Source organism: Pseudomonas mohnii, from assembly GCF_900105115.1.
In the GTDB taxonomy this organism is placed as follows: Bacteria; Pseudomonadota; Gammaproteobacteria; order Pseudomonadales; family Pseudomonadaceae; genus Aquipseudomonas; species Aquipseudomonas mohnii.
The window spans coordinates 3,844,770-3,870,096 of record NZ_FNRV01000001.1; the positions used below are offsets into that span (position 1 = coordinate 3,844,770).

Annotated in this window: 21 protein-coding genes; 14 read left to right on the top strand and 7 right to left on the bottom strand. The window is 60.5% G+C overall.

The genetic code is table 11. The annotated features are described in order from the left end of the window. Positions 1–10: 10 nt before the first annotated feature. The gene (locus tag BLV61_RS17810; RefSeq protein WP_090466727.1) at positions 11–2,188 is read right to left on the bottom strand and encodes a malate synthase G; all 2,178 of its coding nucleotides are present in this window, start codon (positions 2,186–2,188) and stop codon (positions 11–13) included. A 512-nt stretch (positions 2,189–2,700) separates the two neighbouring features. Between BLV61_RS17810 and BLV61_RS17815 the strand changes: the two genes are divergently transcribed. Then, positions 2,701–3,219: a glycine cleavage system transcriptional repressor gene (locus BLV61_RS17815; RefSeq protein ID WP_090466728.1), complete on the top strand. Its 519-nt coding sequence runs from the start codon at positions 2,701–2,703 to the stop codon at positions 3,217–3,219. A 215-nt stretch (positions 3,220–3,434) separates the two neighbouring features. On the opposite strand, the gene rarD is transcribed toward BLV61_RS17815, so the two are convergent. The 5 genes from rarD to BLV61_RS17840 all read right to left on the bottom strand — a co-directional run bounded on the left by rarD (position 3,435) and on the right by BLV61_RS17840 (position 9,197). Next, entirely contained in the window at positions 3,435–4,322 is an 888-nt protein-coding gene (rarD, locus tag BLV61_RS17820) for an EamA family transporter RarD (RefSeq protein ID WP_090466731.1), read from the bottom strand. Between the two features lie 183 nt (positions 4,323–4,505). Further along, on the bottom strand, positions 4,506–5,480 hold the full coding sequence (locus BLV61_RS17825; protein ID WP_047534256.1) for a serine/threonine protein kinase: 975 nt from the start codon (positions 5,478–5,480) through the stop codon (positions 4,506–4,508). A 179-nt stretch (positions 5,481–5,659) separates the two neighbouring features. Further along, the gene (locus BLV61_RS17830) at positions 5,660–7,561 is read right to left on the bottom strand and encodes a PhoX family protein (protein WP_090466734.1); all 1,902 of its coding nucleotides are present in this window, start codon (positions 7,559–7,561) and stop codon (positions 5,660–5,662) included. 67 nt (positions 7,562–7,628) lie between these two features. After that, entirely contained in the window at positions 7,629–8,393 is a 765-nt protein-coding gene (locus BLV61_RS17835; protein ID WP_090466736.1) for a TOBE domain-containing protein, read from the bottom strand. Positions 8,394–8,456: 63 nt separating this feature from the next. Next, positions 8,457–9,197 carry a ComF family protein gene (locus BLV61_RS17840; RefSeq protein ID WP_047534249.1) on the bottom strand — a complete coding sequence of 247 codons (741 nt, stop codon included), beginning with the start codon at positions 9,195–9,197 and terminating at the stop codon, positions 8,457–8,459. Positions 9,198–9,287: 90 nt separating this feature from the next. On the opposite strand from BLV61_RS17840, the gene bioB reads away from it, so the two are divergent. From bioB to BLV61_RS17890, 10 genes are all read left to right on the top strand, one after another. After that, on the top strand, positions 9,288–10,343 hold the full coding sequence (bioB, locus tag BLV61_RS17845; protein ID WP_047534246.1) for a biotin synthase BioB: 1,056 nt from the start codon (positions 9,288–9,290) through the stop codon (positions 10,341–10,343). A 185-nt stretch (positions 10,344–10,528) separates the two neighbouring features. Beyond that, complete coding sequence (gene bioF / locus BLV61_RS17850) at positions 10,529–11,707, top strand: 8-amino-7-oxononanoate synthase (RefSeq protein WP_047534244.1); 1,179 nt, start codon at positions 10,529–10,531, stop codon at positions 11,705–11,707. Beyond that, positions 11,700–12,431 carry an alpha/beta fold hydrolase gene (locus BLV61_RS17855; protein ID WP_090466738.1) on the top strand — a complete coding sequence of 244 codons (732 nt, stop codon included), beginning with the start codon at positions 11,700–11,702 and terminating at the stop codon, positions 12,429–12,431. The genes bioF and BLV61_RS17855 overlap by 8 nt, the downstream gene beginning before the upstream one ends. Further along, positions 12,424–13,236 (top strand): malonyl-ACP O-methyltransferase BioC, encoded by an 813-nt coding sequence (gene bioC, locus BLV61_RS17860; RefSeq protein WP_090466741.1) that lies wholly within the window; start codon positions 12,424–12,426, stop codon positions 13,234–13,236. Before BLV61_RS17855 ends, bioC begins: the two co-directional genes overlap by 8 nt. Beyond that, positions 13,233–13,913 (top strand): dethiobiotin synthase, encoded by a 681-nt coding sequence (bioD, locus tag BLV61_RS17865; RefSeq protein WP_047534235.1) that lies wholly within the window; start codon positions 13,233–13,235, stop codon positions 13,911–13,913. Before bioC ends, bioD begins: the two co-directional genes overlap by 4 nt. Before the next feature lie 107 nt (positions 13,914–14,020). Beyond that, positions 14,021–14,317, top strand: a complete 297-nt coding sequence (locus BLV61_RS17870) for a pyrroloquinoline quinone biosynthesis protein PqqE (RefSeq protein WP_090466743.1) — start codon at positions 14,021–14,023, stop codon at positions 14,315–14,317. A gap of 278 nt (positions 14,318–14,595) precedes the next feature. Further along, a complete protein-coding gene (locus BLV61_RS17875; RefSeq protein WP_047534229.1) occupies positions 14,596–16,401 on the top strand; it encodes a phenylacyl-CoA dehydrogenase in 1,806 nt (601 codons plus the stop codon). 251 nt (positions 16,402–16,652) lie between these two features. Beyond that, the gene (locus BLV61_RS17880; protein WP_047534227.1) at positions 16,653–17,945 is read left to right on the top strand and encodes a GGDEF domain-containing protein; all 1,293 of its coding nucleotides are present in this window, start codon (positions 16,653–16,655) and stop codon (positions 17,943–17,945) included. Positions 17,946–18,031: 86 nt separating this feature from the next. Beyond that, positions 18,032–19,828, top strand: coding sequence for an acyl-CoA dehydrogenase C-terminal domain-containing protein (locus BLV61_RS17885; RefSeq protein ID WP_090466745.1), 1,797 nt, complete (start codon positions 18,032–18,034; stop codon positions 19,826–19,828). Between the two features lie 187 nt (positions 19,829–20,015). Continuing rightward, on the top strand, positions 20,016–21,794 hold the full coding sequence (locus BLV61_RS17890; RefSeq protein ID WP_090466747.1) for an acyl-CoA dehydrogenase C-terminal domain-containing protein: 1,779 nt from the start codon (positions 20,016–20,018) through the stop codon (positions 21,792–21,794). Between the two features lie 227 nt (positions 21,795–22,021). Here BLV61_RS17890 and BLV61_RS17895 read toward each other — a convergent pair whose 3' ends face one another. Next, positions 22,022–22,951, bottom strand: coding sequence for a LysR family transcriptional regulator (locus BLV61_RS17895; RefSeq protein WP_047534216.1), 930 nt, complete (start codon positions 22,949–22,951; stop codon positions 22,022–22,024). Positions 22,952–23,120: 169 nt separating this feature from the next. On the opposite strand from BLV61_RS17895, the gene BLV61_RS17900 reads away from it, so the two are divergent. The 3 genes from BLV61_RS17900 (at position 23,121) to BLV61_RS17910 (ending at position 25,327) form a co-directional block, all read left to right on the top strand. After that, positions 23,121–24,404 carry an aspartate aminotransferase family protein gene (locus tag BLV61_RS17900; RefSeq protein WP_090466749.1) on the top strand — a complete coding sequence of 428 codons (1,284 nt, stop codon included), beginning with the start codon at positions 23,121–23,123 and terminating at the stop codon, positions 24,402–24,404. Between the two features lie 253 nt (positions 24,405–24,657). After that, entirely contained in the window at positions 24,658–25,014 is a 357-nt protein-coding gene (locus BLV61_RS17905; RefSeq protein WP_090466751.1) for a type II toxin-antitoxin system RelE/ParE family toxin, read from the top strand. Continuing rightward, a complete protein-coding gene (locus BLV61_RS17910) occupies positions 25,007–25,327 on the top strand; it encodes a helix-turn-helix domain-containing protein (protein WP_090466753.1) in 321 nt (106 codons plus the stop codon). The genes BLV61_RS17905 and BLV61_RS17910 overlap by 8 nt, the downstream gene beginning before the upstream one ends.

The following is a 25,327-nucleotide window of genomic DNA, read 5'->3' on the forward strand; positions in this document are numbered from 1 at the left end:
AAACGCTCAGTTACAGGCCATTGGCAGCCTTGAACTCGCGACGACGACGGTGCAGGACCGGCTCGGTGTAGCCGTTTGGCTGCTGGGTACCTTCGATCACCAGTTCGACGGCTGCCTGGAAGGCGATGTTGCTGTCGAAGTTCGGTGCCAGCGGACGGTACAGCGCATCACCCGCGTTCTGACGGTCCACCACTGGCGCCATGCGCTTGAGGCTTTCCATCACTTGCTCTTGAGTGACGATATCGTGACGCAGCCAGTTGGCGATGTGCTGGCTGGAAATACGCAGCGTCGCACGGTCTTCCATCAGGCCGATGTCGTTGATGTCCGGCACTTTCGAACAGCCGACGCCCTGGTCGATCCAGCGCACCACGTAACCGAGAATGCCCTGGGCGTTGTTGTCCAGTTCGTTCTTGATCTGCTCGGCGGTCCACTGCGGATTGACCGCCAGCGGGATGGTCAGGATGTCGTCCACCGAGGCGTGAGCACGTTTGGCCAGTTCGGCCTGACGCGCGAACACGTCAACCTTGTGGTAGTGCAGCGCGTGCAAGGCAGCGGCGGTCGGCGAAGGGACCCAGGCGGTGTTGGCGCCGGCCAGTGGATGAGCGATTTTCTGTTCGAGCATCGCGGCCATCAGGTCCGGCATGGCCCACATGCCTTTACCGATTTGTGCGCGACCTTGCAGGCCGGTGCTCAAGCCGATATCGACGTTGGAGTTCTCGTAGGCGCCAATCCATTTTTCCGCCTTCATGTCGGCCTTGCGCACCATCGGGCCGGCTTCCATGGAGGTGTGGATTTCGTCGCCGGTACGGTCGAGGAAGCCGGTGTTGATGAACACCACGCGCTCACTGGCAGCCTTGATGCAGGCCTTGAGGTTGATCGTGGTACGACGCTCCTCGTCCATGATCCCGACTTTGAGGGTGTTGCGTGGCAGGGCCAGCACGTCTTCGATGCGACCGAACAGCTCGTTGGTGAACGCCGCTTCTTCCGGGCCGTGCATTTTCGGTTTGACAATGTAGATCGAACCGGTGCGGGTGTTTTTACGCGACGTGTTGCCGTTCAGGTTGTGCAGTGCGGCCAGGCAAGTGACCAGGCCATCGAGGATGCCTTCCGGCACTTCGTTGCCGTCTTTATCGAGGATCGCGTCGATGGTCATCAGGTGACCGACGTTGCGCACGAACAGCAACGAACGGCCATGCAGGCTCAGTTCACTGCCATCGACGGCGGTGTAGGTGCGGTCGGCGTTCATGGTGCGGGTAAACGTCTGACCGCCCTTGGCGACTTCTTCCGACAGATCGCCCTTCATCAGGCCGAGCCAGTTGCGGTAGATCACCACTTTGTCATCGGCATCGACTGCAGCGACCGAGTCTTCGCAGTCCATGATGGTGGTCAGCGCCGCTTCCATCAGGATGTCTTTGACACCGGCGGCATCGGTCTGGCCGACCGGGGTGCTGGCATCGACCTGGATTTCGAAATGCAGGCCGTTGTTTTTCAGCAGGATCGCGGTGGGTGCCGAGGCAGCGCCCTGGAAGCCGATCAGTTGGGCATCGTTGCGCAGGCCGGTGTTGCTGCCGCCTTTGAGGGCGACCACCAGTTTGCCGTCAACAATGGTGTAGCGGGTGGAGTCGACATGGGAGCCGGCCGCCAATGGCGCCGCTTCGTCGAGGAAGGCGCGGGCGAAGGCGATGACCTTGTCGCCGCGAACCTTGTTGTAGCCTTTACCTTTTTCCGCGCCGTCAGCTTCGCTGATCGCGTCGGTGCCGTAGAGCGCGTCATACAGCGAACCCCAGCGGGCGTTCGAAGCATTGAGTGCGAAACGGGCGTTCATGACCGGCACCACGAGTTGCGGGCCGGCCATACGGGCGATTTCATCATCGACGTTTTGCGTCGTTGCCTGGAAATCGGCCGCTTCTGGCAGCAGATAACCGATGTCTTGCAGGAAGGCTTTATAGGCCACGGCATCGTGTGGTTGACCGGCACGGGATTGGTGCCAGCCATCGATACGAGCCTGGAAATCATCGCGTTTGGCGAGTAGGGCTTTGTTCTTCGGCGCCAGGTCATGAATGACCTTGTCGGCACCGGCCCAGAACGTGTCGGCGGTGAGGCCGGAACCGGGAATGGCTTCGTTGTTCACGAAGTCGAACAGGACTTTGGCGACCTGCAGGCCACCGACTTGAACGTGTTCAGTCATTGCTTGCCTCACTCTGCTCAGCTATTTCGCTTTTCAGCTCTTCAAATTAACAATGAAGCCTTTGGCATTTAAACCACAAACCCTGGTACCAGTACATGCCATTTCTGACGGCTGGGTGGGGGACCCATCAACGGCGTGGAGGCCTTGTCGACGGGACTTTCAGGGATGCGACTGCGCCTGAGGCAGACATCGATCCAACGTTATGTAGTGCGCGCTGCGGCATACTACATGATGAATTGCGGTTGTGAAAATTAGACTAATTACGTCGTTCTGCGACCCCATGACGCATTGCAGTCACGTCGAGGATCGTGATGTTCTCAAAAAAGCATGAGATTGTTCCAGTTAAATATAAAAAGTTGTACACATAATCTTTGGTGGCCCCGCGATGGGGCTTTGTTTTTTGTGGCGAGAGAGCTTGCTCCCTCGCCACAGAACAGCAGTGCCAAGCCGATTCCGGCGCCTTGCCTATACTTGGTTTTCTATAACAAAAGTCATGACCAGAGGGCTGCGCCATGGACCACCTCGTACTCACTGTTTTCGCTCCAGACAAGCCAGGGCAGGTCGAGCGCATCGCCCAATGCATTGCCGAGCACGGCGGCAACTGGCTGGAAAGCCGCATGTCGCGCATGGCCGGGCAATTTGCCGGGATCCTTCGGGTCGGCGTACCGGCAGAGGCCTACGATGAACTGGTCGATGCCCTGCAAGGTTTGTCCACCCAAGGCATTCGCGTCTTGATCGCCGAAAGCGGCATTGAGCAATCGTGCACCTGGAAACCCATCGCCATGGAGTTGGTCGGCAATGACCGGCCGGGAATCGTGCGTGATATCACTCGACTGTTGAGTGAGCAGGGCGTGAACCTGGAACGGCTGGTGACTGAAGTGCGGCCGGCGCCGATGAGCAGTGAGCCGCTGTTCCACGCCGAAGCGATTCTCGCGGTCCCCTTGACCTTGTCCCTGGATGTACTGCAATCGCGCCTGGAAACCCTGGCCGACGATCTGATGGTGGAATTGGTGCTGCGCAGTGACCCTTGATCGGGTTATCCAAGTTAAACGTGCACCTGCCTGTGGATAACCTGTAGAGACAGCCCGCCAGGCCATGCTGGCCGGGGCTCTTCAGGAATTGATCAAAAAACCAGCAGTTTCAGCGACTTGCGCACATTCGCCGGGGATCAGGTTGTGGATAACCTTGGGAAGAAACGATGCAGGCCACGGTAGACGTGGCCTGCAGAGACTTGTGCGTTTTTTGATCAGCTTCGGCGGCGCAGGCTGACCCAGGCATCGACGCTGTAAACGGCCAGGCCGGCCCAGATAAAGATGAATGCCAGTAAGGTGCTCGACGACAGGTGTTCGCCAAACAGCAGCACGGCTTGCAACAACACCAATGTCGGCGCCAGGTACTGGAGGAATCCCAACGTGGTGTAGGGCAAATGCCTTGCAGCGGCGTTGAAGCAGACCAGCGGCACCAGCGTCACCGGGCCGGCAGCGACCAGCCACCAGGCTTCGGACGTCGTCCAGAACTCAGGTTGAGCACTCACAGCCGTCGGATTGAACAGCAACCAGGCGACGGCAATCGGCACCAGCATCCAGGTTTCCACCACCAGCCCCGGCAAGGCCTTGACCGGTGCCTGTTTGCGGATCAACCCGTAGCAACCGAAGGTCAGGGCCAGCACCAGCGACACCCACGGCAGGCTCCCGACCTGCCACACCTGCTGCGCCACGCCGACCGCCGCCAGACCCACGGCGATCCACTGCATGCGCCGCAATCGTTCGCCGAGGATCAGCATGCCCAGCAGCACGTTCACCAGTGGGTTGATGTAGTAACCCAGGCTGGCTTCAAGCATGCGTCCGTTGTTCACCGACCAGACGTAGGTCAGCCAGTTGGCGGCGATCAGCGTGCCGCTCAGGGCCAGGATAGCCAGTCGTTTCGGGTTCTCCCGCAGCTCGCGCCACCAGCCCGGATGTTTCCAGACCATCAGCAGCAAAGAGCCGAACAGCGCCGACCACAACACGCGGTGGATGATGATCTCCGCGGCTGGCACGTTGGCGATAGCTTTGAAATAGAGCGGGAAAATTCCCCAGATGATGTAGGCGCTCAGGCCCAGGATGTACCCCCGACGGAGGTTGGCAGCTTGCATGCAGAGTCCTTGCTTAGGCAGCTAACAAAAAGGGGATTGTAAGGAGATTTTTCCTGGTGTGCTGATCCTTGTAGGCGCGAGCCTGCTCGCGATGAACTCAAAGTCGCCGCGGGGTATCAGGTTCCCCGCGTTATCGTTCACGACCATCGCGAGCAGGCTCGCTCCTACAGGAGGCGCTGCTGTTTAGAAGAGTTTCAGCGGCTCTTCGTTGAGGGCCGCCAATTGTTCACGCAACGCCAACACCTGATCGCCCCAATACCTTTCCGTCCCGAACCACGGAAAGCTGCGCGGGAAGGCCGGGTCGTCCCAGCGGCGGGCGAGCCAGGCGCTGTAGTGCATCAGGCGCAAGGCGCGCAGCGGTTCGATCAAGGCCAGTTCGCGCGGGTTGAAATCGTGGAACTCGTTGTAACCGTCCATCAATTCCGACAACTGCCCCAGGCAATCCTGGCGATCACCCGCCAGCATCATCCAGATGTCCTGCACCGCAGGGCCCATGCGGCAGTCATCGAGGTCGACGATGTGGAACATCTCGTCGCGGCACATCATGTTGCCGGGGTGGCAGTCGCCGTGCATACGGATGTTCTGGTGCGGGGTGGCGTCGTAGACCTCTTCCACGCGCTTGAGCAGATCGCGGGCCACTGACTCGTAAGCGGGCAACAGGCTGCGGGGGACGAAGTTGCCTTCGAGCAAGGTTGTCAGCGAGTCGTAACCGAAGTTCTTCACACCCAGGGCTTCACGGTGCTGGAACGGTTTGGTCGCGCCCACCGCGTGCAGGCGCCCGAGCAATTGCCCCAGGCGATACAACTGATCGAGGTTGCCCGGCTCCGGCGCACGGCCACCCCGGCGGGGGAACAGGGTGAAACGAAAGCCTTTGTGTTCGTGCAGGGTTTCACCGTTGTGGATCAACGGCGCGACGACCGGCACCTCGACGTCAGCGAGTTCGAAAGTGAACTGGTGTTCTTCGAGAATCGCTTCGTTGGTCCAGCGCTGCGGACGGTAGAACTTGGCGATCAGCGGCTCGGAGTCTTCGATGCCGACTTGATAGACGCGGTTCTCATAGCTGTTGAGCGCCAGAATGCGCGCGTCGCTGAGAAAGCCGATGCTTTCGACGGCATCGAGCACGAGGTCTGGGGTGAGGGTTTCAAACGGATGGGCCATGCTGACTCCTGCGCGCAGCAGGCTGCCGCGTCCGGCCAAGCATGGTAGCGCAGACGGGGCTTCTTTAGTGACTGGGCTTGAGATGTGTGTGGTTTGGGCTGACGTCATCGCGAGCAGGTTCTCTCCCACAGGTTCGATGTTGGCCATGTGGGAGCGAGCCTGCTCGCGATGACGCCGGATCAGGCGCCGACGATTCCGCCATCCTCGCGGGTAATCGCCATCACCGAAGAGCGCGGCTTGCCGTTCGGCAAATGCTCGGGGAAGGTCGATCCACCGTTTTCGCCAGGATGCTGAATCCCGACGAACAGCGTCTTCTGATCCGGCGAGAAGCTGATCCCTGTTACCTCGCACCCAATCGGCCCGACCATGAAGCGGCGAATCTCACCCGTCTTCGGGTCGGCGCAGAGCATCTGGTTGTTGCCCATGCCGGCAAAGTCGCCGGCATTGCTCATGTCGCCGTCGGTCAGAATCCACAAGCGCCCGGCCTTGTCGAAACCCAATCCGTCCGGGCTGTTGAACATGTTCTGGGCGGTGATGTTCGACGATCCGCCTTTTGGCGTCCCGGCGTGCACCTGCGGGTTGCCCGCGACCACGAACAAGTCCCAGGCGAACGTGTTCGCGCCATGGTCGTCGTGGTCGGTGCGCCAGCGCAGGATTTGCCCGTAGACGTTCTTCTCTCGCGGGTTCGGACCGCCTACCGGCTGGCCGTCTTCACCGCGTTTGGCGTTGTTGGTCAACGTGCAGTAAACCTGGCCATCCATGGGGCTGACGACGATCCATTCCGGGCGATCCATGCGCGTGGCTTTGACCACGCTGGCGGCCAGGCGCGCATGAATCAGCACCTCAGCCTGATCGGCAAAACCGCTGCTGGCGTCGATGCCGTTCTTGCCGTGGGTCAGTTCGATCCATTCACCCTGGCCCTTGGGGTGATCAGCATGACCGTCGCCGGCGTCGAAACGCGCCACGTACAAGGTGCCGTGGTCCAGCAGATCGCGGTTGGCCTTGGGGTTCTTGTGGTTGATTTTGTCGCGGCTGACGAATTTGTAGATGAACTCGCCGCGTTCGTCGTCGCCCATGTACACCACGGCGCGACCGTCACCGGTTTCCGCCAGGGCCGCGTTTTCATGTTTGAAACGGCCCAGCGCGGTGCGTTTGACCGGGGTCGATTTCGGGTCGAACGGGTCGATCTCCACCACCCAGCCGTGACGGTTGAGTTCGTTGGGGTTCTTGGCCAGGTCGAAGCGCTCGTTGTGCGGGTGCCAGTTGATTTCTTTACTGGTCGCCACCGCGCCGTAGCGTTTCTGTGCAGCATCGAATGTCTGTTCGGCATTGCTGCTGCCGAAGCAGTCGGTGAAGTTCTCTTCGCAGGTCAGGTACGTGCCCCACGGCGTCTTGCCGTTGGCGCAGTTCTGGAATGTCCCGAGGACGTTTTTGCCGTGTGGATCGGCGCTGGTTTTCAACAGGTCGTGGCCAGCGGCCGGGCCGCTCAGGCTGATCGGCGAATTGCCGTGGATGCGTCGGTTGTAGTGCGAGCCCTGGACGAACTGCCAGTGACCGTTCTTGCGCTGCACTTCGATCACCGACACGCCTTCGCAGGCCAGCGCCTTGCGCACGTCTTGCGCCGACTGCGGCATGCCGCCGTGGGGATAGAGGTAGCGGTAGTTGGTGTATTCGTTGTTGATCGCCATCAGCGCCCGGTCTTTTTCACCGGGGAATTCGAACAGGCTCATGCCGTCGTTGTTGTCGCCGAACTGCACTTCCTGATGTTCGGCCGTGCCATTGCCGCTCGGGTCGAAGGCCGGGCCGTTTTTCTGCAGCGGTTGGCCCCAGCTGATCAGTACCGATGATTTGTAGCCTGGCGGCAGGGTGATCGCGTCGCTGGTGGCGGCGGGGATGCTGTCGAAACCCAATAACTGGCTGGTGCCGGCGCTGACGCTGGCGGCCAGTACGCTGCGGCTCAGCAGGTTGCCACCCAGAAACATCGCAGCACCGCACAGGGCGCCTGCGCTGATGAAACCGCGACGGCTGAGGCCGACCATTTGTTCGAGGTCGGTGGGTTGGTTGTCTTTTAATAGGCTCACATCAGGCTCCCTGCGAATTTTGCAGTCACCTTAATGATGGGCGATGAAGCTTTTGTTGCAGTTGTCCTTACAGCGGTGTGCCGAGCAGGACGTTGGATGGCGAGAACTGCACGCGTACCGGTTTTCCGGTGCTCAATTGGCGTGATTGCAAATGCCGGGACCCGGCCAGTGCGCAGAGTGTCAGGCCGTTGGGCAGACCGATGCGCACTTCGCAAGGGCCGTCCTCGGCGTCGAGAATTTCCTCGATAACGCCTTCCAGGCAATTGTTTCCGGCTGTTGCCTCGTCGTCGCCGCCCAGCACCTCGAGCCAACCGGCCTTGATCAGGGCCACGACTTCGGTCCCGGTTTGCAGGTCCAGGCGCAGGGTGCTGTCGTGGGTGATTTGCGCATCGAGGCTCAAGCCAGCGGCCAATTCGAGGCGAATCCGGTCGTTGTAGCCCTGGGTTTCAATGGCCGCGACCTTACCGTGCAACTGATTGCGTGCGCTGGTCCGGAGCATCAGCCGGCCAAGCAGGTCGAGGTCGCTGGCGTCCTCGGCGGCCTCCAGTACCTGCGCCTGCAGCGCCTGCAGCTTCTGATAGAGGCGCAACACGCGCTCGCCTTCGGCGGACAGTTTGGCGCCGCCACCCCCCTTGCCGCCGACACTGCGTTCCACCAACGGTTTCTGCGCGAGGTTGTTCAGCTCGTCGATGGCATCCCAAGCGGCTTTGTAGCTCAGCCCCGCGCTCTTCGCCGCGCGAGTGATCGAACCTTGCTCGGCGATGTGTTGCAGCAAGGCGATGCGTTGCGGGCGGCGGACAATGTGCTGGGACAACAACGTAGGCAAGGACATGGCAAGACGCTTTGGGCTGTGACGAGGGTGAGGACGTTGGCGGCTCGGGGCCCGGGAGTCAAGTCACGGCGACTCGCCAGGCTTGGGCGTGCGCGCCAGGCAATAAACGTCGACGCGGGTGGCCCCGGCATCCATCAGCAGGCGGGCCAGTGCGTGCGCCGTGGCGCCGGTGGTCAGTACGTCATCCACCAGCGCCAGATGGCGTCCCTTCGGTGACGCGTCGGGTGCCAGGGCAAAGGCGTGGCGCAGGTTCTTCTTGCGCGCCTGGGCATTCAAGTCTTGTTGGGCGCTGGTGTCTTGAGTCCTCAACAGCAACTGCTCATCGGAAGGTATATCGAGATGGGCAGCGAGCCAGCGCGCCAGCATGGCGGCCTGATTGAACCCCCGTTGGCGCAGGCGCCGGACGGCCAGGGGCACCGCTACCAGCGTGTCGGGTCGCGGCAGGTCATTGTCGAAGCGATGTTGCAGCGATTGGGCGAGAAGTTCGCCGAGCAGGTGGCCAAATGGCCATTTGGCGCTGTGCTTGAAACGGGTAATCAGGCTGTCGATCGGGAAGCTGTAAGTCCAGGGCGCGATCACCTGTTCGAAGGCCGGCGGCTGGTTCAGGCATTGGCCGCATGTCAGGCCGGCAGCGGGCAAGGGCAGGGCGCAGGTCTGGCAATGATCGCCGAGCCAGGGCAGCTCGGTTTCGCAGGCCATGCAGATCGGCGTGACGCCATCAGTCCGCTCATCACACAGCAAACAGGATTGTTTGTTTTTTAACCAGTTGTAAACCGGTCCTTTGTATCGTGGTTGACAGCGCATCGCTCTTCCTTAAATATGCCGAAACATCTGTGATGCGCCTGCGGGGTTCCGTTCCCGGCGCTTGCCAAGCATAAAACAAAGGAAACACCCATGAGCGCCAGCACCTCTGCAACCCTGCGTCATGACTGGTCTTTGGCCGAAGTCAAAGCACTCTTCGTTCAGCCATTCAATGACCTGTTGTTCCAGGCTCAGACGGTGCACCGCGCGCATTTCGACGCCAACCGCGTGCAGGTATCGACCCTGCTGTCGATCAAGACCGGCGCCTGCCCGGAAGATTGCAAATATTGTCCGCAGTCCGGTCACTACAACACCGGCCTGGAAAAAGAAAAACTGATGGAAGTGCAGAAGGTCCTCGAAGAGGCCGCTCGCGCCAAGGCCATCGGTTCGACCCGTTTCTGCATGGGCGCGGCGTGGAAACATCCGTCGGCCAAAGACATGCCTTACGTGCTGAAGATGGTCGAAGGCGTAAAAGCCCTGGGCCTGGAAACCTGCATGACCCTCGGTCGCCTGGATCAGGAACAGACCGAAGCCCTGGCCAAGGCTGGCCTCGACTATTACAACCACAACCTCGATACGTCGCCTGAGTTCTACGGCAGCATCATCACCACCCGCACCTATAGTGAGCGCCTGCAAACCTTGGCGTACGTACGTGATTCGGGGATGAAAATCTGCTCCGGCGGCATTCTCGGCATGGGCGAGTCCCTTGATGACCGCGCCAACCTGCTGATCCAGCTGGCCAACCTGCCGGAGCATCCGGAGTCGGTGCCGATCAACATGCTGGTGAAAGTCGCCGGAACGCCGCTGGAAAATGCCGACGACGTCGACCCGTTCGACTTCATCCGCATGCTCGCCGTTGCGCGGATCCTGATGCCGAAATCCCACGTGCGCCTGTCCGCCGGCCGCGAAGCCATGAACGAGCAGATGCAGGCCCTGGCGTTCTTTGCCGGCGCCAACTCGATTTTCTACGGCGAGAAATTGCTGACCACCGCCAACCCGCAGGCCGACAAGGACATGCAGTTGTTCTCGCGTCTGGGCATCCTGCCCGAAGCCCGCGAAGAGCACTCGGACGAAGTTCATCAGGCCGCCATCGAGCAGGCGCTGGTGGAGCAGAAGAGCAGCGAGCAGTTCTATAACGCGGCGGTTTGATGACTGCACCTGTTCCATTGTTGGAATGCAAAACACTGTGGGAGCGAGCCTGTCGCACCGTCGCGATGGTCGTCAACGATGACGCGGAAAATCTGATACCCCGCGGCGTCCTCAAGCCCATCGCGAGCAAGCTCGCTCCCACACGGAACCGCGATTGCTTCTGAAACCTGACCATCGAGGCCTGCATGTCTTTCGATCTCGCCGCACGCCTTGCTGCCCGTCGTGCCGAAAACCTCTACCGCCAACGTCCGCTGCTCGAGAGCCCGCAAGGCCCGCAAGTGGTGGTCGATGGTCAGCCATTGCTGGCGTTCTGTAACAACGATTACCTGGGCCTGGCTAATCACCCGCAAGTGATCGAGGCCTGGCGCGCTGGCGCGTCGAAGTGGGGCGTCGGCGGCGGGGCCTCGCATCTGGTGATCGGTCACAGCGGTCCCCATCACGCGCTGGAAGAAGCGCTGGCCGACCTGACCGGTCGTCCACGCGCCTTGCTGTTCACCACTGGCTACATGGCCAACCTCGGCGCAGTGACCGCGTTGGTGGGGCAGGGCGATACAGTGCTCGAAGACCGGCTCAATCACGCGTCGTTGCTGGATGCCGGGCTGTTGTCCGGCGCGCGCTTCAACCGTTATCTGCATAACGATGCGGTGAGCCTGGCCAAGCGCCTTGAGAAGGCGACCGGCAATACGCTGGTGGTCACCGACGGCGTGTTCAGCATGGACGGCGACATCGCCGACTTGCCGGCGCTGGCCCGGGAAGCCAAGGCCAAAGGCGCCTGGCTGATGGTCGATGACGCCCATGGTTTCGGTCCGCTGGGGGCCAACGGCGGCGGCATCGTCGAACATTTCGGCCTGAGCCAGGACGAGGTGCCGGTGCTGGTCGGCACCCTTGGCAAGGCGTTTGGCACCGCAGGCGCCTTTGTCGCTGGCAGTGAGGAACTGATCGAAAGCCTGATCCAGTTCGCCCGCCCATACATCTACACCACCAGCCAGCCTCCGGCCCTGGCCTGCGCCACCCTGAAAAGCCTGGAGCTGCTGCGTAGCGAGCACTGGCGGCGTGAGCATCTGAAAACGCTGATCAGCCAATTCCGCCGAGGTGCCGAGCAGATCGGCCTGGAGTTGATGGACAGCTTCACGCCGATCCAGCCGATCATGGTTGGCGACGCCGGGCGCGCGGTGCGCCTGTCGCAGATGTTGCGCGAGCGCGGCCTGATGGTGACCGCGATCCGCCCACCGACCGTGCCCGCCGGCAGCGCCCGGTTGCGCGTGACCCTGACCGCCGCCCATAGCGAGGCGCAGGTGCAGCTATTGCTAGAGGGACTGGCCGATTGTTTTCAGCAACTGGGACCGGAGCCAAGCCATGCGTGATCGACTGATTCTGCTACCCGGCTGGGGGCTCGGCGTTTCACCGCTGGAACCCTTGGCAGCGGCGTTGCAGGGCCTGGACGAGCACCTGCGTGTGGAGATCGAGCCGCTGCCGGAGCTGGAGTCGAGCGATCTTGAAGAATGGCTCGACGAACTCGACTCGACGCTGCCGCAGGACGCCTGGCTCGGCGGTTGGTCCCTGGGTGGCATGCTCGCTTGCGAATTGGCGGCGCGTCGCGGTGATCGTTGCTGCGGCTTGCTGACCCTGGCGAGCAACCCGTCCTTTGTCGCCCATGAACAGTGGCCGAGTGCGATGCCCGGCGAAACCTTTGATGCGTTTCTGGCAGGCTGTTCCGCCGACCCACGGATGACGTTGAAACGCTTTTCACTGCTCTGCGCGCAAGGTGCCGAAGACCCGCGCGGCTTGTCGCGTTTGTTGCTCGGTGGCGCGCCCCATACGTCGGTGCCGGTGTTGATGAGTGGCCTGGAGTTGCTCGCACAACTGGACACCCGGCCAGCGTTGCAGGCGTTTCGCGGCCCGCAATTGCATTTGTTCGCCGGGCTCGACGGGCTGGTGCCGGCCGAAGCGGCGGGCGACTTGCTGGCGTTGCTGCCGGATATCGAAATCGGTCTGATTGAACAGGCCAGCCACGCGTTTCTTCTGGAAGACCCCCACGGTGTGGCGGGGGCGATCCAGGCCTTTTTGCATGAGTCCGGTGATGACTGATTTATCCCTACCCGTTCCACCCGGCGGTTTGCCCGACAAGCGCCAGGTAGCGGCGTCCTTTTCCCGTGCGGCGGCGAGCTACGACAGTGTGGCCGAGTTGCAGCGTGACGTTGGCAGCCAGTTGCTGCGTCGTTTGCCGGATGATTTCGTTCCGGGGCGTTGGCTGGATCTCGGGTGTGGCACCGGGCATTTCAGTCGTGCGCTGGGCGAGCGGTTTCCCACCAGTCACGGCGTGGCGCTGGATATCGCCGAAGGCATGCTCAAGCATGCCCGGCCGCTGGGCGGCGCCACGCATTTCATCGCGGGCGATGCCGAGCGTTTGCCGCTACAGGATTCGACCTGCGATCTGATCTACTCCAGCCTGGCAGTGCAGTGGTGCGAGGACTTCGCGTCGGTGCTCGGCGAGGCCAGGCGCGTGCTGAAGCCGGGCGGTGTTTTCGCATTTGCTAGTCTGTGCGTGGGCACGTTGTTTGAACTGCGTGACAGCTGGCGGCAGGTGGACGGCATGGTTCACGTCAACCGCTTCCGCGAGTTCGCGGTTTATCAACGCTTGTGCGCGGCCAGTGGTCTGCAGGCGATCAGCCTGGAAACCCGGCCCCATGTGCTGCATTACCCCGATGTGCGCAGCCTGACCCATGAGCTCAAGGCGCTGGGGGCGCATAATCTGAATCCTGGTCGGCCGGGCGGTTTGACCGGCCGGGCGCGGATCCTGGGTTTGATTGAGGCTTATGAGCAGTTTCGTCAGGCCCAGGGACTGCCGGCGACTTATCAAGTGGTGTATGCCGTTTTGGAGAAACCCTTATGAGTGCAGCCTATTTCATCACCGGCACCGACACCGATGTCGGCAAGACCACGGTGGCCGCCGGGTTGCTGCATGCGGCGCGTTCGGCGGGCCTGAGCACCGCCGCGGGCAAGCCGGTCGCTTCCGGTTGCGAGGTCACCCCCAAGGGCTTGCGCAATGCCGATGCATTGGCGCTGCTGGCGGAGTGTTCATTGCCGTTGACTTATGCACAGGTCAACCCGGTGGCGTTCGAACCGGCCATCGCCCCGCACCTGGCCGCGCGTGAGGCGGGCGTGGCGTTGACGGTGCAGTCCCTGTTGGCACCGATGCGGCAGATTCTCGACAGGCAGGCCGATTTCACCCTGATCGAAGGGGCCGGTGGCTGGCGCGTGCCATTGGCGGATCAGGCCAATCTGTCCGACCTGGCGATAGCGCTGGACCTGCCGGTGATTCTGGTGGTTGGCGTGCGCCTGGGCTGCATCAGCCATGCGTTGCTGACGGCCGAGGCGATTGCCCGGGACGGTTTGCAACTGGCAGGCTGGGTGGCCAACATCATCGATCCGAAAACCTCGCGGCTGGAAGAAAACCTGGCGACCCTCGCCGAACGAATCCCGGCGCCGTGCCTGGGACGTGTGCCGAAACTCAAGGTGGTGACGGCTGAAGCGGTGGCGGAGCATCTTCAACTGGATCTGCTTGACTAGGCTTTGCCTATGACAAGGCACTGTGCCATTAGTGTTTTTGTCGGGTGTTTTACCGCCGGCTCTGGTTCAATGCGCACTATTGATCCTTTGCAAAGACGGGTTCTCCCATGGAAATCTCAGGAAGCACCGCTTTTTATGCCGGTCTGAGCACTATTCAGACAGGGCAGAACCGTGTCGACCAGGCCGCCAGTCAGATCGCCAACTCGACGATCGAGCGCTCGGTGACCAGCCAGTCTTCAGAAGCTCAAGTCGATCGGTTGCGTTCGGTCGATCGTAGTCAGCAATCGGACCTGGCCAGCAACGTGGTCGAGCTGTCCCAAGGCAAATTTCAGGTTGAGCTGGGGGTCAGGGTGGCCAAGGCATCCGATGAAATGCTCGGTACGCTGATCGATACGTTCGCCTGATTCCTCGCTGAATCTGCACCTGCGACGCCGCGAACATTCGCGGCGTTTTGCTGTGTAAGTCCTTCTTGCCAAAAATAATCTTTCCGATACGGCGTGTTGCTCGGTCAACGGCGTTGCGCATCGGTGCGTCCGCCATTCCCGAACAGTGATGACGAACGGCAAAAGATCGGCGCTTGACAAGATTTGGGCGTAAACGTATGTTTCAAACAACTGTTTGACCGTCACAACAAATCGACACGGTCGCTCATTCCCGGTTACATCAGCAGAGGTTTATCGCTATGCCTGACTACAAGGCCCCCTTGCGTGATATTCGCTTCGTTCGTGACGAACTGCTCGGCTACGAAGCGCACTATCAGAGCCTTCCGGCTTGCGCAGACGCAACTCCGGACATGGTTGACGCCATTCTCGAAGAAGGCGCCAAGTTTTGTGAGCAGGTGCTGGCTCCGCTGAACCGCGTGGGTGACCTCGAAGGCTGCACCTGGAGCGAGTCCGGCGTTAAAACCCCGACCGGTTTCAAAGAAGCCTACAAGCAATTCGTCGAAGGCGGCTGGCCAAGCCTGGCCCACGACGTGGAACACGGCGGCCAGGGCCTGCCGGAGTCCCTGGGTCTGGCGGTGAGCGAAATGGTCGGCGAAGCCAACTGGTCGTGGGGCATGTACCCAGGCCTGTCCCATGGCGCGATGAACACCATCTCCGAGCACGGCACCCCAGAGCAACAACACGCCTACCTGACCAAACTGGTGTCCGGCGAATGGACGGGCACCATGTGCCTGACCGAACCGCACTGCGGCACCGACCTGGGCATGCTGCGCACCAAGGCCGAGCCTCAGGCCGACGGTACCTACAAAGTGTCCGGCACCAAGATCTTCATCTCGGCCGGTGAACACGACATGGCCGACAACATCGTCCACATCGTGCTGGCCCGCCTGCCGGACGCACCGGCTGGCACCAAAGGCATCTCGCTGTTCATCGTGCCGAAATTCCTGCCGAACGAAGACGGTTCGATCGGCGCACGTAACGCGGTGTCCTGTGGTTCCCTGGAACACAAGATGGGTATCCACGGCAACGCCACGTGCGTGATGAACTTCGACGCGGCCACCGGTTTCCTGATCGGCCCGGCGAACAAAGGCCTGAACTGCATGTTCACCTTCATGAACACCGCACGCCTGGGTACCGCGCTGCAAGGTCTGGCCCACGCCGAAATCGGTTTCCAGGGCGGCCTGAAATACGCTCGCGATCGCCTGCAAATGCGCTCGCTGACTGGCCCGAAAGCGCCGGACAAAGCCGCTGACCCGATCATCGTGCACCCGGATGTACGTCGCATGCTGTTGACCATGAAGGCCTTCGCCGAAGGCAACCGTGCGATGGTGTACTTCACCGCCAAACAGGTCGACATCGTCAAGTACGGTGTGGACGAAGAAGAGAAGAAGAAAGCCGACGCTCTGCTGGCCTTCATGACGCCAATCGCCAAAGCCTTCATGACCGAAGTCGGTTTCGAATCGGCCAACCACGGCGTGCAAATCTACGGCGGCCACGGTTTCATCGCCGAGTGGGGCATGGAGCAGAACGTTCGCGACAGCCGCATTTCGATGTTGTACGAAGGCACCACCGGTATCCAGGCACTCGACCTGCTGGGCCGTAAAGTGCTGATGACTCAAGGCGAGGCTCTGAAAGGCTTCACCAAAATCGTCCACAAGTTCTGCCAGAACAACGAGGGCAACGAAGCGGTCAAGGAATTCGTCGCACCGCTGGCTGCACTGAACAAGGAATGGGGCGAGCTGACCATGAAGGTCGGTATGGCCGCCATGAAGGATCGCGAAGAAGTCGGCGCAGCCTCCGTGGACTACCTGATGTACTCCGGTTACGCCTGCCTGGCCTACTTCTGGGCCGACATGGCGCGTCTGGCTGCGGAAAAACTGGCTGCCGGCACCACCGAACAGGCGTTCTACACCGCCAAGTTGCAGACTGCGCGTTTCTACTTCCAGCGCATCCTGCCGCGTACCCGCACTCACGTGGCAACCATGCTGTCGGGCGCCAATAACCTGATGGACATGAAAGAAGAAGACTTCGCGCTGGGCTACTAAGCCTTAACGCTGTCGAGCAAAGAGCCGCCATTCCTTCGGGACTGGCGGTTTTTTTTCGGCAATGCTCAAGCGACAGCGGGTCTCGTCCAGCGTGTCGGGGCTTCCCTTGCGTCACTGGCAGACCGTTCGTCGCCAGTGATGCTCTTTTTTACAAAAATACCTCAGTAATTCACTCAGCAATCCGAAGATTTTGCCGTTAAAGTGGTGGGCACATTGCCATCTTTTTTGATTTGACGGTCGGAGCTTTACCCTTGCCGCGTTCTTCCGCTGTACGTTTCAGTCATTTCCTGCCGTCATTACTGCTGTTGTTCGCGGGACTTGCGGCTGCTTACGTCAAGGATCTGAACGTCTTCTTCACTTCGCTGTTCAACGTGCTGCCAACCCTGGTGCTGTTGCTCGGCGGTTCTTACTGCGCGGTTTACCGACGTCAGCGTGAACTGTTTCTGATGGTCACGGTGTACATCGCCTACTACCTGCTCGACACCCAGACCGACTACTACCGCGATAACGGCAAGGTGCGCGATGACGCGGCTGTGGTCTTCCACTTGTGTTGCTTGCTATTGCCGTTGTTATTCGGCGTATTCGCCGCCTGGCAGGAGCGTACTCATCTGTTCCAGGACATGGTGGCGCGCTTCGCCGTGTTGCTGGCCGTGGGCAGCGTGGCGTTGGGGCTGGAGCAAAGTTACCCGCATGCGCTGTTGATCTGGCTTTCGGAGATCCGCTGGCCGGCGTTGCACGGTGCCTGGATGAGCCTGATCCAGTTGTCCTACCCGGTGTTCATCGGTTCGTTCCTGCTGCTGGTGTATCAGTACTGGCGCAATCCGCGACCGCTGCACGCCGCGCAACTGGTGGGCTTGCTCGGACTGTTCTGGATGTTGCCGAAAACCTTCATCCTGCCATTCACCCTGAACATCATGTGCAGCCAGGTGATGCTGATGATCGCCGCCGCCGTTGCGCACGAGGCCTATCAAATGGCGTTCCGCGATGAACTCACCGGTCTGCCGGGGCGTCGTGCCTTGAACGAGCGCATGCAGCGACTGGGGCGCAACTACGTGCTGGCCATGAGCGATGTCGACCACTTCAAGAAATTCAACGATACCCACGGCCATGATGTCGGTGACCAAGTGCTGCGACTCGTCGCCAGCAAACTGTCGAAAATCGGTGGGGGTGGCAAGGCGTATCGCTATGGCGGTGAGGAGTTTGCCCTGGTGTTCGCCGGCAAGACGCTCGAAGAGTGCATGCCGCACCTGGAGGTCATCCGCGAATCCATTGCCACCTATAACATTCATCTGCGTAACCAGGACAGCCGTCCGCAGGACGATAGTCAGGGACGCCAGCGCCGTTCGGGCTCCAATGTTTCGAGCGTGTCGGTCACGGTGAGCATCGGCGTCGCCGAGCGCATTGAACAACGCACCCCTGAAGAAGTGCTCAAATCCGCCGATCAGGCGCTCTACAGCGCCAAGGGCGCCGGCCGTAACTGTGTCATGGCATTCGGTCAGACTCGTCGTGGCGCGGTGCGCATGGACGCCGCTGCGGTTGAGTGATGATGGCGCATTCAGCGTCTGGACTGTGATTGTGAGGCGTGGTCGGCAGCAGTAGGTTTGAGTCATCTGCTGCCGGAGAAATGACCATGCCCGAGTATAAAGCTCCCCTGCGCGACATGCGCTTTCTGATCGACCACGTCTTCGACTTTCACAGCAACTACGCCGCACTGGGGGCCACTGACGCCAGTGCGGACATGGTCAGTGCGATTCTTGAAGAGGGCGCGAAGTTCTGCGAGAACGTGCTGTCGCCACTCAACCGCAGCGGCGACGAAGAGGGCTGCCATTTCGACAATGGCGTGGTCACGACGCCCGCAGGCTTCAAGCAGGCTTTCGCACAGTATGTGGAAGGCGGCTGGCATGGCTTGGCGGCTGATCCGGCCTACGGTGGCCAGGGTCTGCCGAGCTCTCTGGGGCTGGTAATCAGCGAAATGGTGGCGTCGAGCAACACGTCCTGGGGCATGTACCCCGGCCTGACTCACGGCGCCATGTCAGCGATCCACGCCCATGGCACCGACGAACAGAAACAGACCTACCTGCGCAAACTCACCGCTGGCCAATGGACCGGCACCATGTGCCTGACCGAAGCCCATTGCGGCACGGACCTGGGCATCATCAAGACCCGCGCCGTGCCCCAGGCCGATGGCAGTTACGCGATCTCCGGCAGCAAGATTTTTATCTCCGCCGGTGAACACGACATGAGCGACAACATCGTTCACCTGGTGCTGGCGAAGCTGCCGGACGCACCGGCCGGCACCAAGGGCATTTCGCTGTTCATCGTGCCCAAATTCCTGCCCGATGCCGTCGGTGAGGCTGGCGAGCGCAACGGTGTTTCCTGCGGCTCCATCGAACAAAAAATGGGCATCAAGGCGTCGGCCACCTGTGTGCTTAACTTCGACGGCGCCAAAGGTTTCCTGATCGGCGAGCCGAACAAGGGCCTGAACTGCATGTTCACCATGATGAACCATGCGCGCCTGGGCACCGGGATGCAGGGCTTGTGCCTGGGGGAGGCGAGTTTCCAGGGCGCGATCAAGTACGCCAACGAGCGTTTGCAGATGCGCGCGCTCACCGGCCCCAAAGCACCGGACAAAGCGGCCGACCCGATCATCGTCCATCCGGACGTGCGCCGGATGCTGCTGACCATGAAGGCCTTCAACGAAGGCAATCGCGCACTGACGTACTTCACGGCGCAATTGCTGGATGTTGCACACCTGAGCGCAGACCAAACCGCACGCCAGGACGCTGAAGACTTGCTGGCGTTCCTGACGCCGATCTGCAAGGCCTTCATGACCGACACCGGCCTGGAGGTGACCAACCTCGGCATGCAGGTGTTCGGTGGTCATGGCTTCATTCGTGAATGGGGCATGGAGCAACTGGTGCGCGATTGCCGCATCGCGCCGATCTACGAGGGCACCAATGGCATTCAGGCACTGGACCTGCTTGGGCGCAAGGTCCTGGGCAGCCAGGGCAAGTTGTTGCGCGGCTTCACCAAAATCGTTCACCGGTTTTGCGCGGCGAACGCCGAACATCCGCAGTTGGCCAGCTATGTGGCGCAACTCAATGGCCTGAACCAGCAGTGGGGCGAATTGACGACCAGGGTCGGCATGGCGGCGATGAAGAATCCGGATGAAGTGGGTGCCGCTTCGGTGGATTACCTGATGTACAGCGGCTACATCATCCTTGGCTATTTGTGGTTGCGCATGGCACTGGTGGCCCAGGCACGGCTGGAAGCGGGCGGTGGCGATGCGGATTTCTGCAAGGCCAAACTGGCGACCAGCGAGTTTTACTTCAAGCGCCTGCTGCCCCGTATAGCCGCTCATCGGTCGGCGATCGAGGCGGGCAGCGACTGCCTGATGCAGCTGCCGGCGGAGTTGTTTGCGCTTTAATCTTTAAAACCAGTGACAAAGGAGCCCGCGTAATTGCGGGTTTTTTTATGACTGCGCGGTCGATGACCAAACATTACAAAATGGTCACCGCCTGACCCTATGTGTCACAAAAGTTGTTGGGTTACACTCGGACACAACGAAAATACTCCCCCTACGATTCACCCGTTTAGATCTTGCGAGGTTTGCCATGGCTGACTACAAAGCGCCCCTGCGCGATATGCGTTTCGTCCTCAATGAAGTTTTCGAGGTCGCCAAACTCTGGGCCGAGCTGCCTGCGTTGGCCGAAACCGTCGACGCGGAAACGGTCGAGGCCATCCTGGAAGAAGCCGGCAAGGTCACCAGCAAAAGCATCGCGCCCCTGAGCCGTGCCGCGGATGAAGAAGGTTGCCACTGGGCGGACGGTGCCGTTACCACGCCGGCCGGTTTCCCGCAGGCTTATCAGACTTACGCCGAGGGCGGCTGGGTCGGCGTGGGCGGTGATCCGGCCTACGGCGGCATGGGCATGCCCAAGGCCGTTTCGGCCCAGGTCGAAGAAATGGTCAACTCTGCCAGCCTGGCGTTCGGTTTGTACCCGATGCTGACGGCCGGTGCCTGTCTGTCGATCAACGCCCACGCCAGCGAAGAACTGAAAGCCGCCTACCTGCCGAACATGTACGCCGGTGTCTGGGCCGGTTCCATGTGCCTGACCGAGCCGCATGCCGGTACCGATCTGGGGATCATCCGCACCAAGGCCGAACCTCAGGCCGACGGTTCCTACAAGGTCAGCGGCACCAAGATCTTCATCACCGGCGGCGAACACGACCTGACCGAGAACATCATTCACCTGGTGCTGGCCAAACTGCCGGATGCCCCGGCCGGGCCGAAAGGCATCTCGCTGTTCCTGGTACCGAAGTTCATGGTCAATGCCGATGGCAGCCTGGGCGCGCGCAACCCGGCCAACTGCGGTTCGATCGAACACAAGATGGGCATCCAGGCGTCCGCGACCTGTGTGATGAACTTCGACGAAGCCGTGGGTTATCTGGTTGGCGAGCCGAACAAAGGCCTGGCAGCCATGTTCACCATGATGAACTACGAGCGTCTGGGTGTCGGCATTCAAGGCCTGGCGACGGGCGAGCGTTCCTACCAGAACGCCATCGAATACGCCCGTGACCGCCTGCAAAGCCGTTCGCCGACCGGCGCGCAGAATAAGGACAAAGTGGCCGACCCGATCATCGTCCACCCGGACGTGCGTCGCATGCTGTTGACCATGAAAGCATCGAACGAAGGCGGCCGCGCTTTCTCGACTTACGTGGCCATGCAACTGGACACTGCCAAGTTCAGTGAAGACGCCACGACCCGCAAGCGTGCGGAGGACCTGGTGGCGTTGCTGACGCCGGTGGCCAAGGCATTCCTGACCGATCTGGGTCTGGAAACCACCGTACATGGTCAGCAGATTTTCGGCGGCCACGGCTACATCCGCGAATGGGGCCAGGAGCAGCTGGTGCGCGACGTGCGCATCACCCAGATCTACGAAGGCACCAACGGCATTCAGGCGCTGGACCTGGTCGGGCGCAAGATCGTCGGCAGCGGCGGGGCGTTCTACAAACTGTTCGCTGACGAGATTCGTCATTTCACCGCCACGGCCAGCGCCGACCTGGCGGAGTTCACCAAGCCGCTGAACGACGCCGTGACGACCCTCGATGAGCTGACGGCGTGGTTGCTGGATCGGGCAAAAAACAACCCGAATGAAATCGGCGCCGCGTCGGTCGAATACCTGCAAGTGTTTGGCTACACCGCCTATGCCTACATGTGGGCACTGATGGCCAAGGCTGCTTTCGGCAAAGAAGCGCAGGACGATTTCTACGCCAGCAAGCTGGGCACGGCACGTTTCTACTTCGCCCGGCTGCTGCCGCGAATTCATTCGTTGAGTGCGTCGGTGAGGGCTGGCAGCGAGTCGCTGTTCCTGCTGGATGCAGCGCAATTCTGAAGGTGTGACGTCATGTAAGCATTCTCTTACACGACGTGCTGCACTTCTCCCATAGAAGCAGATTGGATCCACAGCTAATCTACTTCACATGGACGTAGCGCAGGAAGCGCAAAGCTACAACACGGACACGTAGGATTCTGCCAGGACGGCGGAGTGAAATGGATGTCAGGGAAACAGTCTGCAAAGCCCCGCTTCGGCGGGGTTTTCTTATGCCCGCAAAAAAGTACTCAGCTCAGTCCATCCAGTGCCGATGGGGTGTTCAAGCGCTCATCCGGTCGATTTATCACCTCCTCCAGCAATGTTCGCAACAATGCCATCGAGGCCTGTTGCCGTTGCACATCCCGACACACCAGTCCTATTTTCAGCGGTACCCGGGGTTCACTCAGGGGTTTCCACAATAGGTCCTTGCTGCCGTGGGCTTTTTGCGAGCGCCCAGGCAATACCGTCGCCAATCGCGTGTGCGGCAGGCTGTCGAGAATCCCCGCCATGTTGTTCAGCTCGGCTTGTACCTGCGGGCGTCTCCCCATGCTGGCCAGTTGCGTTTGCCAGATCTGCCGCACTTGAAACTCCTCGCCCAGCAGCAACATGGGCAGCTCGGCGGCCTGGCTCATGGATACTTTCTTGAATTCCCGCAGCGGATGGTCCGCCGGGATGACCAGCGTCAGCTCATCTTCGTACAGCATCACGCCGTGCAAGCCAGGCTGCCGGGGCGGCAGGTAGCTGATGCCGATGTCCAGCGAGCCATTGAGCAGGCGTCGCTCGACTTCCAGGCCGGTCAACTCATAGATCTGCACCACCAGATGCGGTTGCGCCTTGCGCACCCGTTCGAGCATCTGCGGCACCAAGCTGGTATGCACGGTCTGCAAAACGCCAATCGCCAGTGTGCGCAGCGCTTGCCCCTTGAAATTGCCCAGCGCCTCGCGCGCCCGTTGCAAGCCATCAAGCAGGGGCAAGGCGTGGTTGTACAGGGTATGTGCCGCCAGCGTCGGCAACAGTCGTTTGCTGCTGCGTTCGAACAGGGTCACGTCCAGCGATTGTTCGAGTTGCCGGATCTGCTGGGACAGCGCCGGTTGAGAGATGGACAGCCGCTCCGCGGCACGGCCCACATGGCCCTCTTCGTAGACCGCGACGAAATAACGCAGTTGTTTAAAATCCATAAGTAATACTTATCGAAAATGGTGAGAAATCGAAATGGCCAAAGGCCTTGCCTGAGCCTAGTCTAACCGTATTCACAAGGCTTACAGGGCCACAAAGCGCGATGATTACCGTTTGCTTCGATGGTGTTGACATAGGTAAGGCAAAAAATCCAAAACGGAGATTGAACGGATGAATTTGTTCAATCTGCGTCGTCACTCACCAAGCCTTGATGATCTAGTGGCGCACGCTTCCTTTCAGTCCAGGGGCGACAACCTTTCCAGTGAGTGCCTGATGCCCAGTGTCGAACGACCGAAACAGGTTTTTGTCCGCGGCCAGGGTTCTTGGTTGTGGGACAACGATGACCGGGCTTATCTGGATTTCTCCCAAGGTGGTGGCGCCAACAGCCTTGGACACAGCCCCAAGGCACTGGTCAATGCCATCGCGACGCAGGCACAAACACTGATCAACCCCGGTTTCGGTTTGCATAACCGCGGCATGCTGAATCTCGCCGAGCGACTGTGTGTCAGCACCGGCAGCGACCAGGCCTACCTGCTCAACAGTGGCAGCGAAGCCTGTGAGGCGGCGATCAAGCTGGCGCGCAAATGGGGCCAACAGCATCGCGGCGGCGCTTCGCGGATCATCGTCGCTAATAACGGCTGTCATGGTCGCAGTCTGGCGACGATCTCCGCGTCAGACAGTTCGACGCAGGTTAACCGGTTCGAGCCGCAGCTGCCGGGCTTCAGCCACGTTCCGTTCAACGATCTTCCAGCGCTGCATGCGGCCGTGGATGAGCGCACCGTCGCCATCATGCTCGAGCCGATCCAGAGCGAAGCCGGCGTGATACCGGCGACCGCGCATTACCTCAAAGGCGTCGAGCGCCTGTGTCGTGAACTCGGCATCCTGTTGATCCTCGACGAAGTGCAAACCGGCATCGGGCGCTGCGGCACCTTGCTTGCCGAACAGTCCTACAGCGTGCGGGCGGATATCGTTGTGCTCGGCAAAGGGCTGGGCGGTGGCGTGCCCGTGGCGGCGTTGCTGGCGCGGGGCAAGGCCTGTTGTTTTGAAACCGGTGAAATCACCGGCACTCATCACGGCAATGCCTTGATGACAGCGGCGGGGCTCTCCGTGCTCGACAGCGTGCACGACAAGGGATTTCTCGAGCATGTCGGGCAAAGTGCCCAGCATCTGTGTGAAGGACTGCAGCGTCTGGCGCGCCGTTATGGCCACGGCGAGTTACGCGGACAAGGCCTGCTCTGGGGTCTGACCTTGTCCGATGATTCCGCCGACGCCGTGGTCAAGGCTGCGCTTTACGAAGGCCTGTTGCTCAACGCCCCGCAACCCGACTGCCTGCGCTTCACACCGGCGCTGAATGTCAGCAAAGCCAACATCGACGAAATGCTCCTGCGACTGGCCCGTGCCTTCTCCCGTGTACGCACCGCCCAGTTGCAGTGCCGCAAAGGAATCGCCGTCTGATCAGACACACCCTGCACGAATCCCCGAACCGTCTCGCGGTATAACGCACGCCCCACGCTGGATTTTTTTGGCGTGGGGCGTTTTTTTTGTGGCTGGGTTTTGCCAGGCGTGTTCCGGCGCTTGAGGGATGCTTGGGTTAATGGTTTTTTAGTCGGGCGTCGGCAAGGAGTGTCGATGCCAGCGAAACTATGTGTTGGGAAGCTGGTTTTGAGTTCTATACCACTGGGTGGTATGTTTTGCGGAAGGGATGCCGATGTCAGTAAGGTTATTCAAGACAAAACGGTTCGCGATGCTTGCCGGGAAGGCGTGGATCAGCGATGAGGAGCTTCGGGAGGCATTCGTCGAAACGCTCAATGGGCAGGCGGACAATCTCGGCGGCGGGGTCTGGAAAAAGCGCTTGAACGCCAATCGCCATCGCTCGATTATCCTGGCTAAAGGTGGCCGTAATTGGGTTTATCAGTTTCTTTATGCCAAGAAAGACCTCAGTAATATTGGCCCCCGGCAATTGGTCGATTTACGCGAGTTAGCCAAGACTTACGGAGGGCTGACCGAGTTGGAAGTCCAGCGTTTGCTGGATATGCAGGAGTTTGTGGAGATACCTCATGAGTAAAAAATTCAAAAGTGAAATAGCGGAATCAATCCACGAATCGGCCAGCGCCTTGTACACCATCGGTGCAATCAGCAAGGCGACCATGCGTGAATTCGATGAGTCATGCCTCGCTACCGTACCGGACGCAATTCCCGCGGAGCAGATCAAAGCGCTGCGCGAACGCAACAATGTCAGTCAGCCGGTATTCGCACGGTACTTGAACACCAGCGCTTCAACGGTCAAGCAATGGGAAGCGGGGGCCAAACACCCCAGCGGCATGGCGTTGAAGTTGCTGAGTATCGTGCAGAAGCATGGCCTGGAGATCCTGGCTTGA

Bases quoted from the DNA above. Each gene is read 5' to 3' on its own strand.
- BLV61_RS17810 (WP_090466727.1), bottom strand. From the start codon at position 2,188: ATGACTGAACACGTTCAAGTCGGTGGCCTGCAGGTCGCCAAAGTCCTG.
- BLV61_RS17815 (WP_090466728.1), top strand. From the start codon at position 2,701: ATGGACCACCTCGTACTCACTGTTTTCGCTCCAGACAAGCCAGGGCAG.
- rarD (WP_090466731.1), bottom strand. From the start codon at position 4,322: ATGCAAGCTGCCAACCTCCGTCGGGGGTACATCCTGGGCCTGAGCGCC.
- BLV61_RS17825 (WP_047534256.1), bottom strand. From the start codon at position 5,480: ATGGCCCATCCGTTTGAAACCCTCACCCCAGACCTCGTGCTCGATGCC.
- BLV61_RS17835 (WP_090466736.1), bottom strand. From the start codon at position 8,393: ATGTCCTTGCCTACGTTGTTGTCCCAGCACATTGTCCGCCGCCCGCAA.
- BLV61_RS17840 (WP_047534249.1), bottom strand. From the start codon at position 9,197: ATGCGCTGTCAACCACGATACAAAGGACCGGTTTACAACTGGTTAAAA.
- bioB (WP_047534246.1), top strand. From the start codon at position 9,288: ATGAGCGCCAGCACCTCTGCAACCCTGCGTCATGACTGGTCTTTGGCC.
- bioF (WP_047534244.1), top strand. From the start codon at position 10,529: ATGTCTTTCGATCTCGCCGCACGCCTTGCTGCCCGTCGTGCCGAAAAC.
- BLV61_RS17855 (WP_090466738.1), top strand. From the start codon at position 11,700: ATGCGTGATCGACTGATTCTGCTACCCGGCTGGGGGCTCGGCGTTTCA.
- bioC (WP_090466741.1), top strand. From the start codon at position 12,424: ATGACTGATTTATCCCTACCCGTTCCACCCGGCGGTTTGCCCGACAAG.
- bioD (WP_047534235.1), top strand. From the start codon at position 13,233: ATGAGTGCAGCCTATTTCATCACCGGCACCGACACCGATGTCGGCAAG.
- BLV61_RS17870 (WP_090466743.1), top strand. From the start codon at position 14,021: ATGGAAATCTCAGGAAGCACCGCTTTTTATGCCGGTCTGAGCACTATT.
- BLV61_RS17875 (WP_047534229.1), top strand. From the start codon at position 14,596: ATGCCTGACTACAAGGCCCCCTTGCGTGATATTCGCTTCGTTCGTGAC.
- BLV61_RS17885 (WP_090466745.1), top strand. From the start codon at position 18,032: ATGCCCGAGTATAAAGCTCCCCTGCGCGACATGCGCTTTCTGATCGAC.
- BLV61_RS17890 (WP_090466747.1), top strand. From the start codon at position 20,016: ATGGCTGACTACAAAGCGCCCCTGCGCGATATGCGTTTCGTCCTCAAT.
- BLV61_RS17895 (WP_047534216.1), bottom strand. From the start codon at position 22,951: ATGGATTTTAAACAACTGCGTTATTTCGTCGCGGTCTACGAAGAGGGC.
- BLV61_RS17900 (WP_090466749.1), top strand. From the start codon at position 23,121: ATGAATTTGTTCAATCTGCGTCGTCACTCACCAAGCCTTGATGATCTA.
- BLV61_RS17905 (WP_090466751.1), top strand. From the start codon at position 24,658: ATGTCAGTAAGGTTATTCAAGACAAAACGGTTCGCGATGCTTGCCGGG.
- BLV61_RS17910 (WP_090466753.1), top strand. From the start codon at position 25,007: ATGAGTAAAAAATTCAAAAGTGAAATAGCGGAATCAATCCACGAATCG.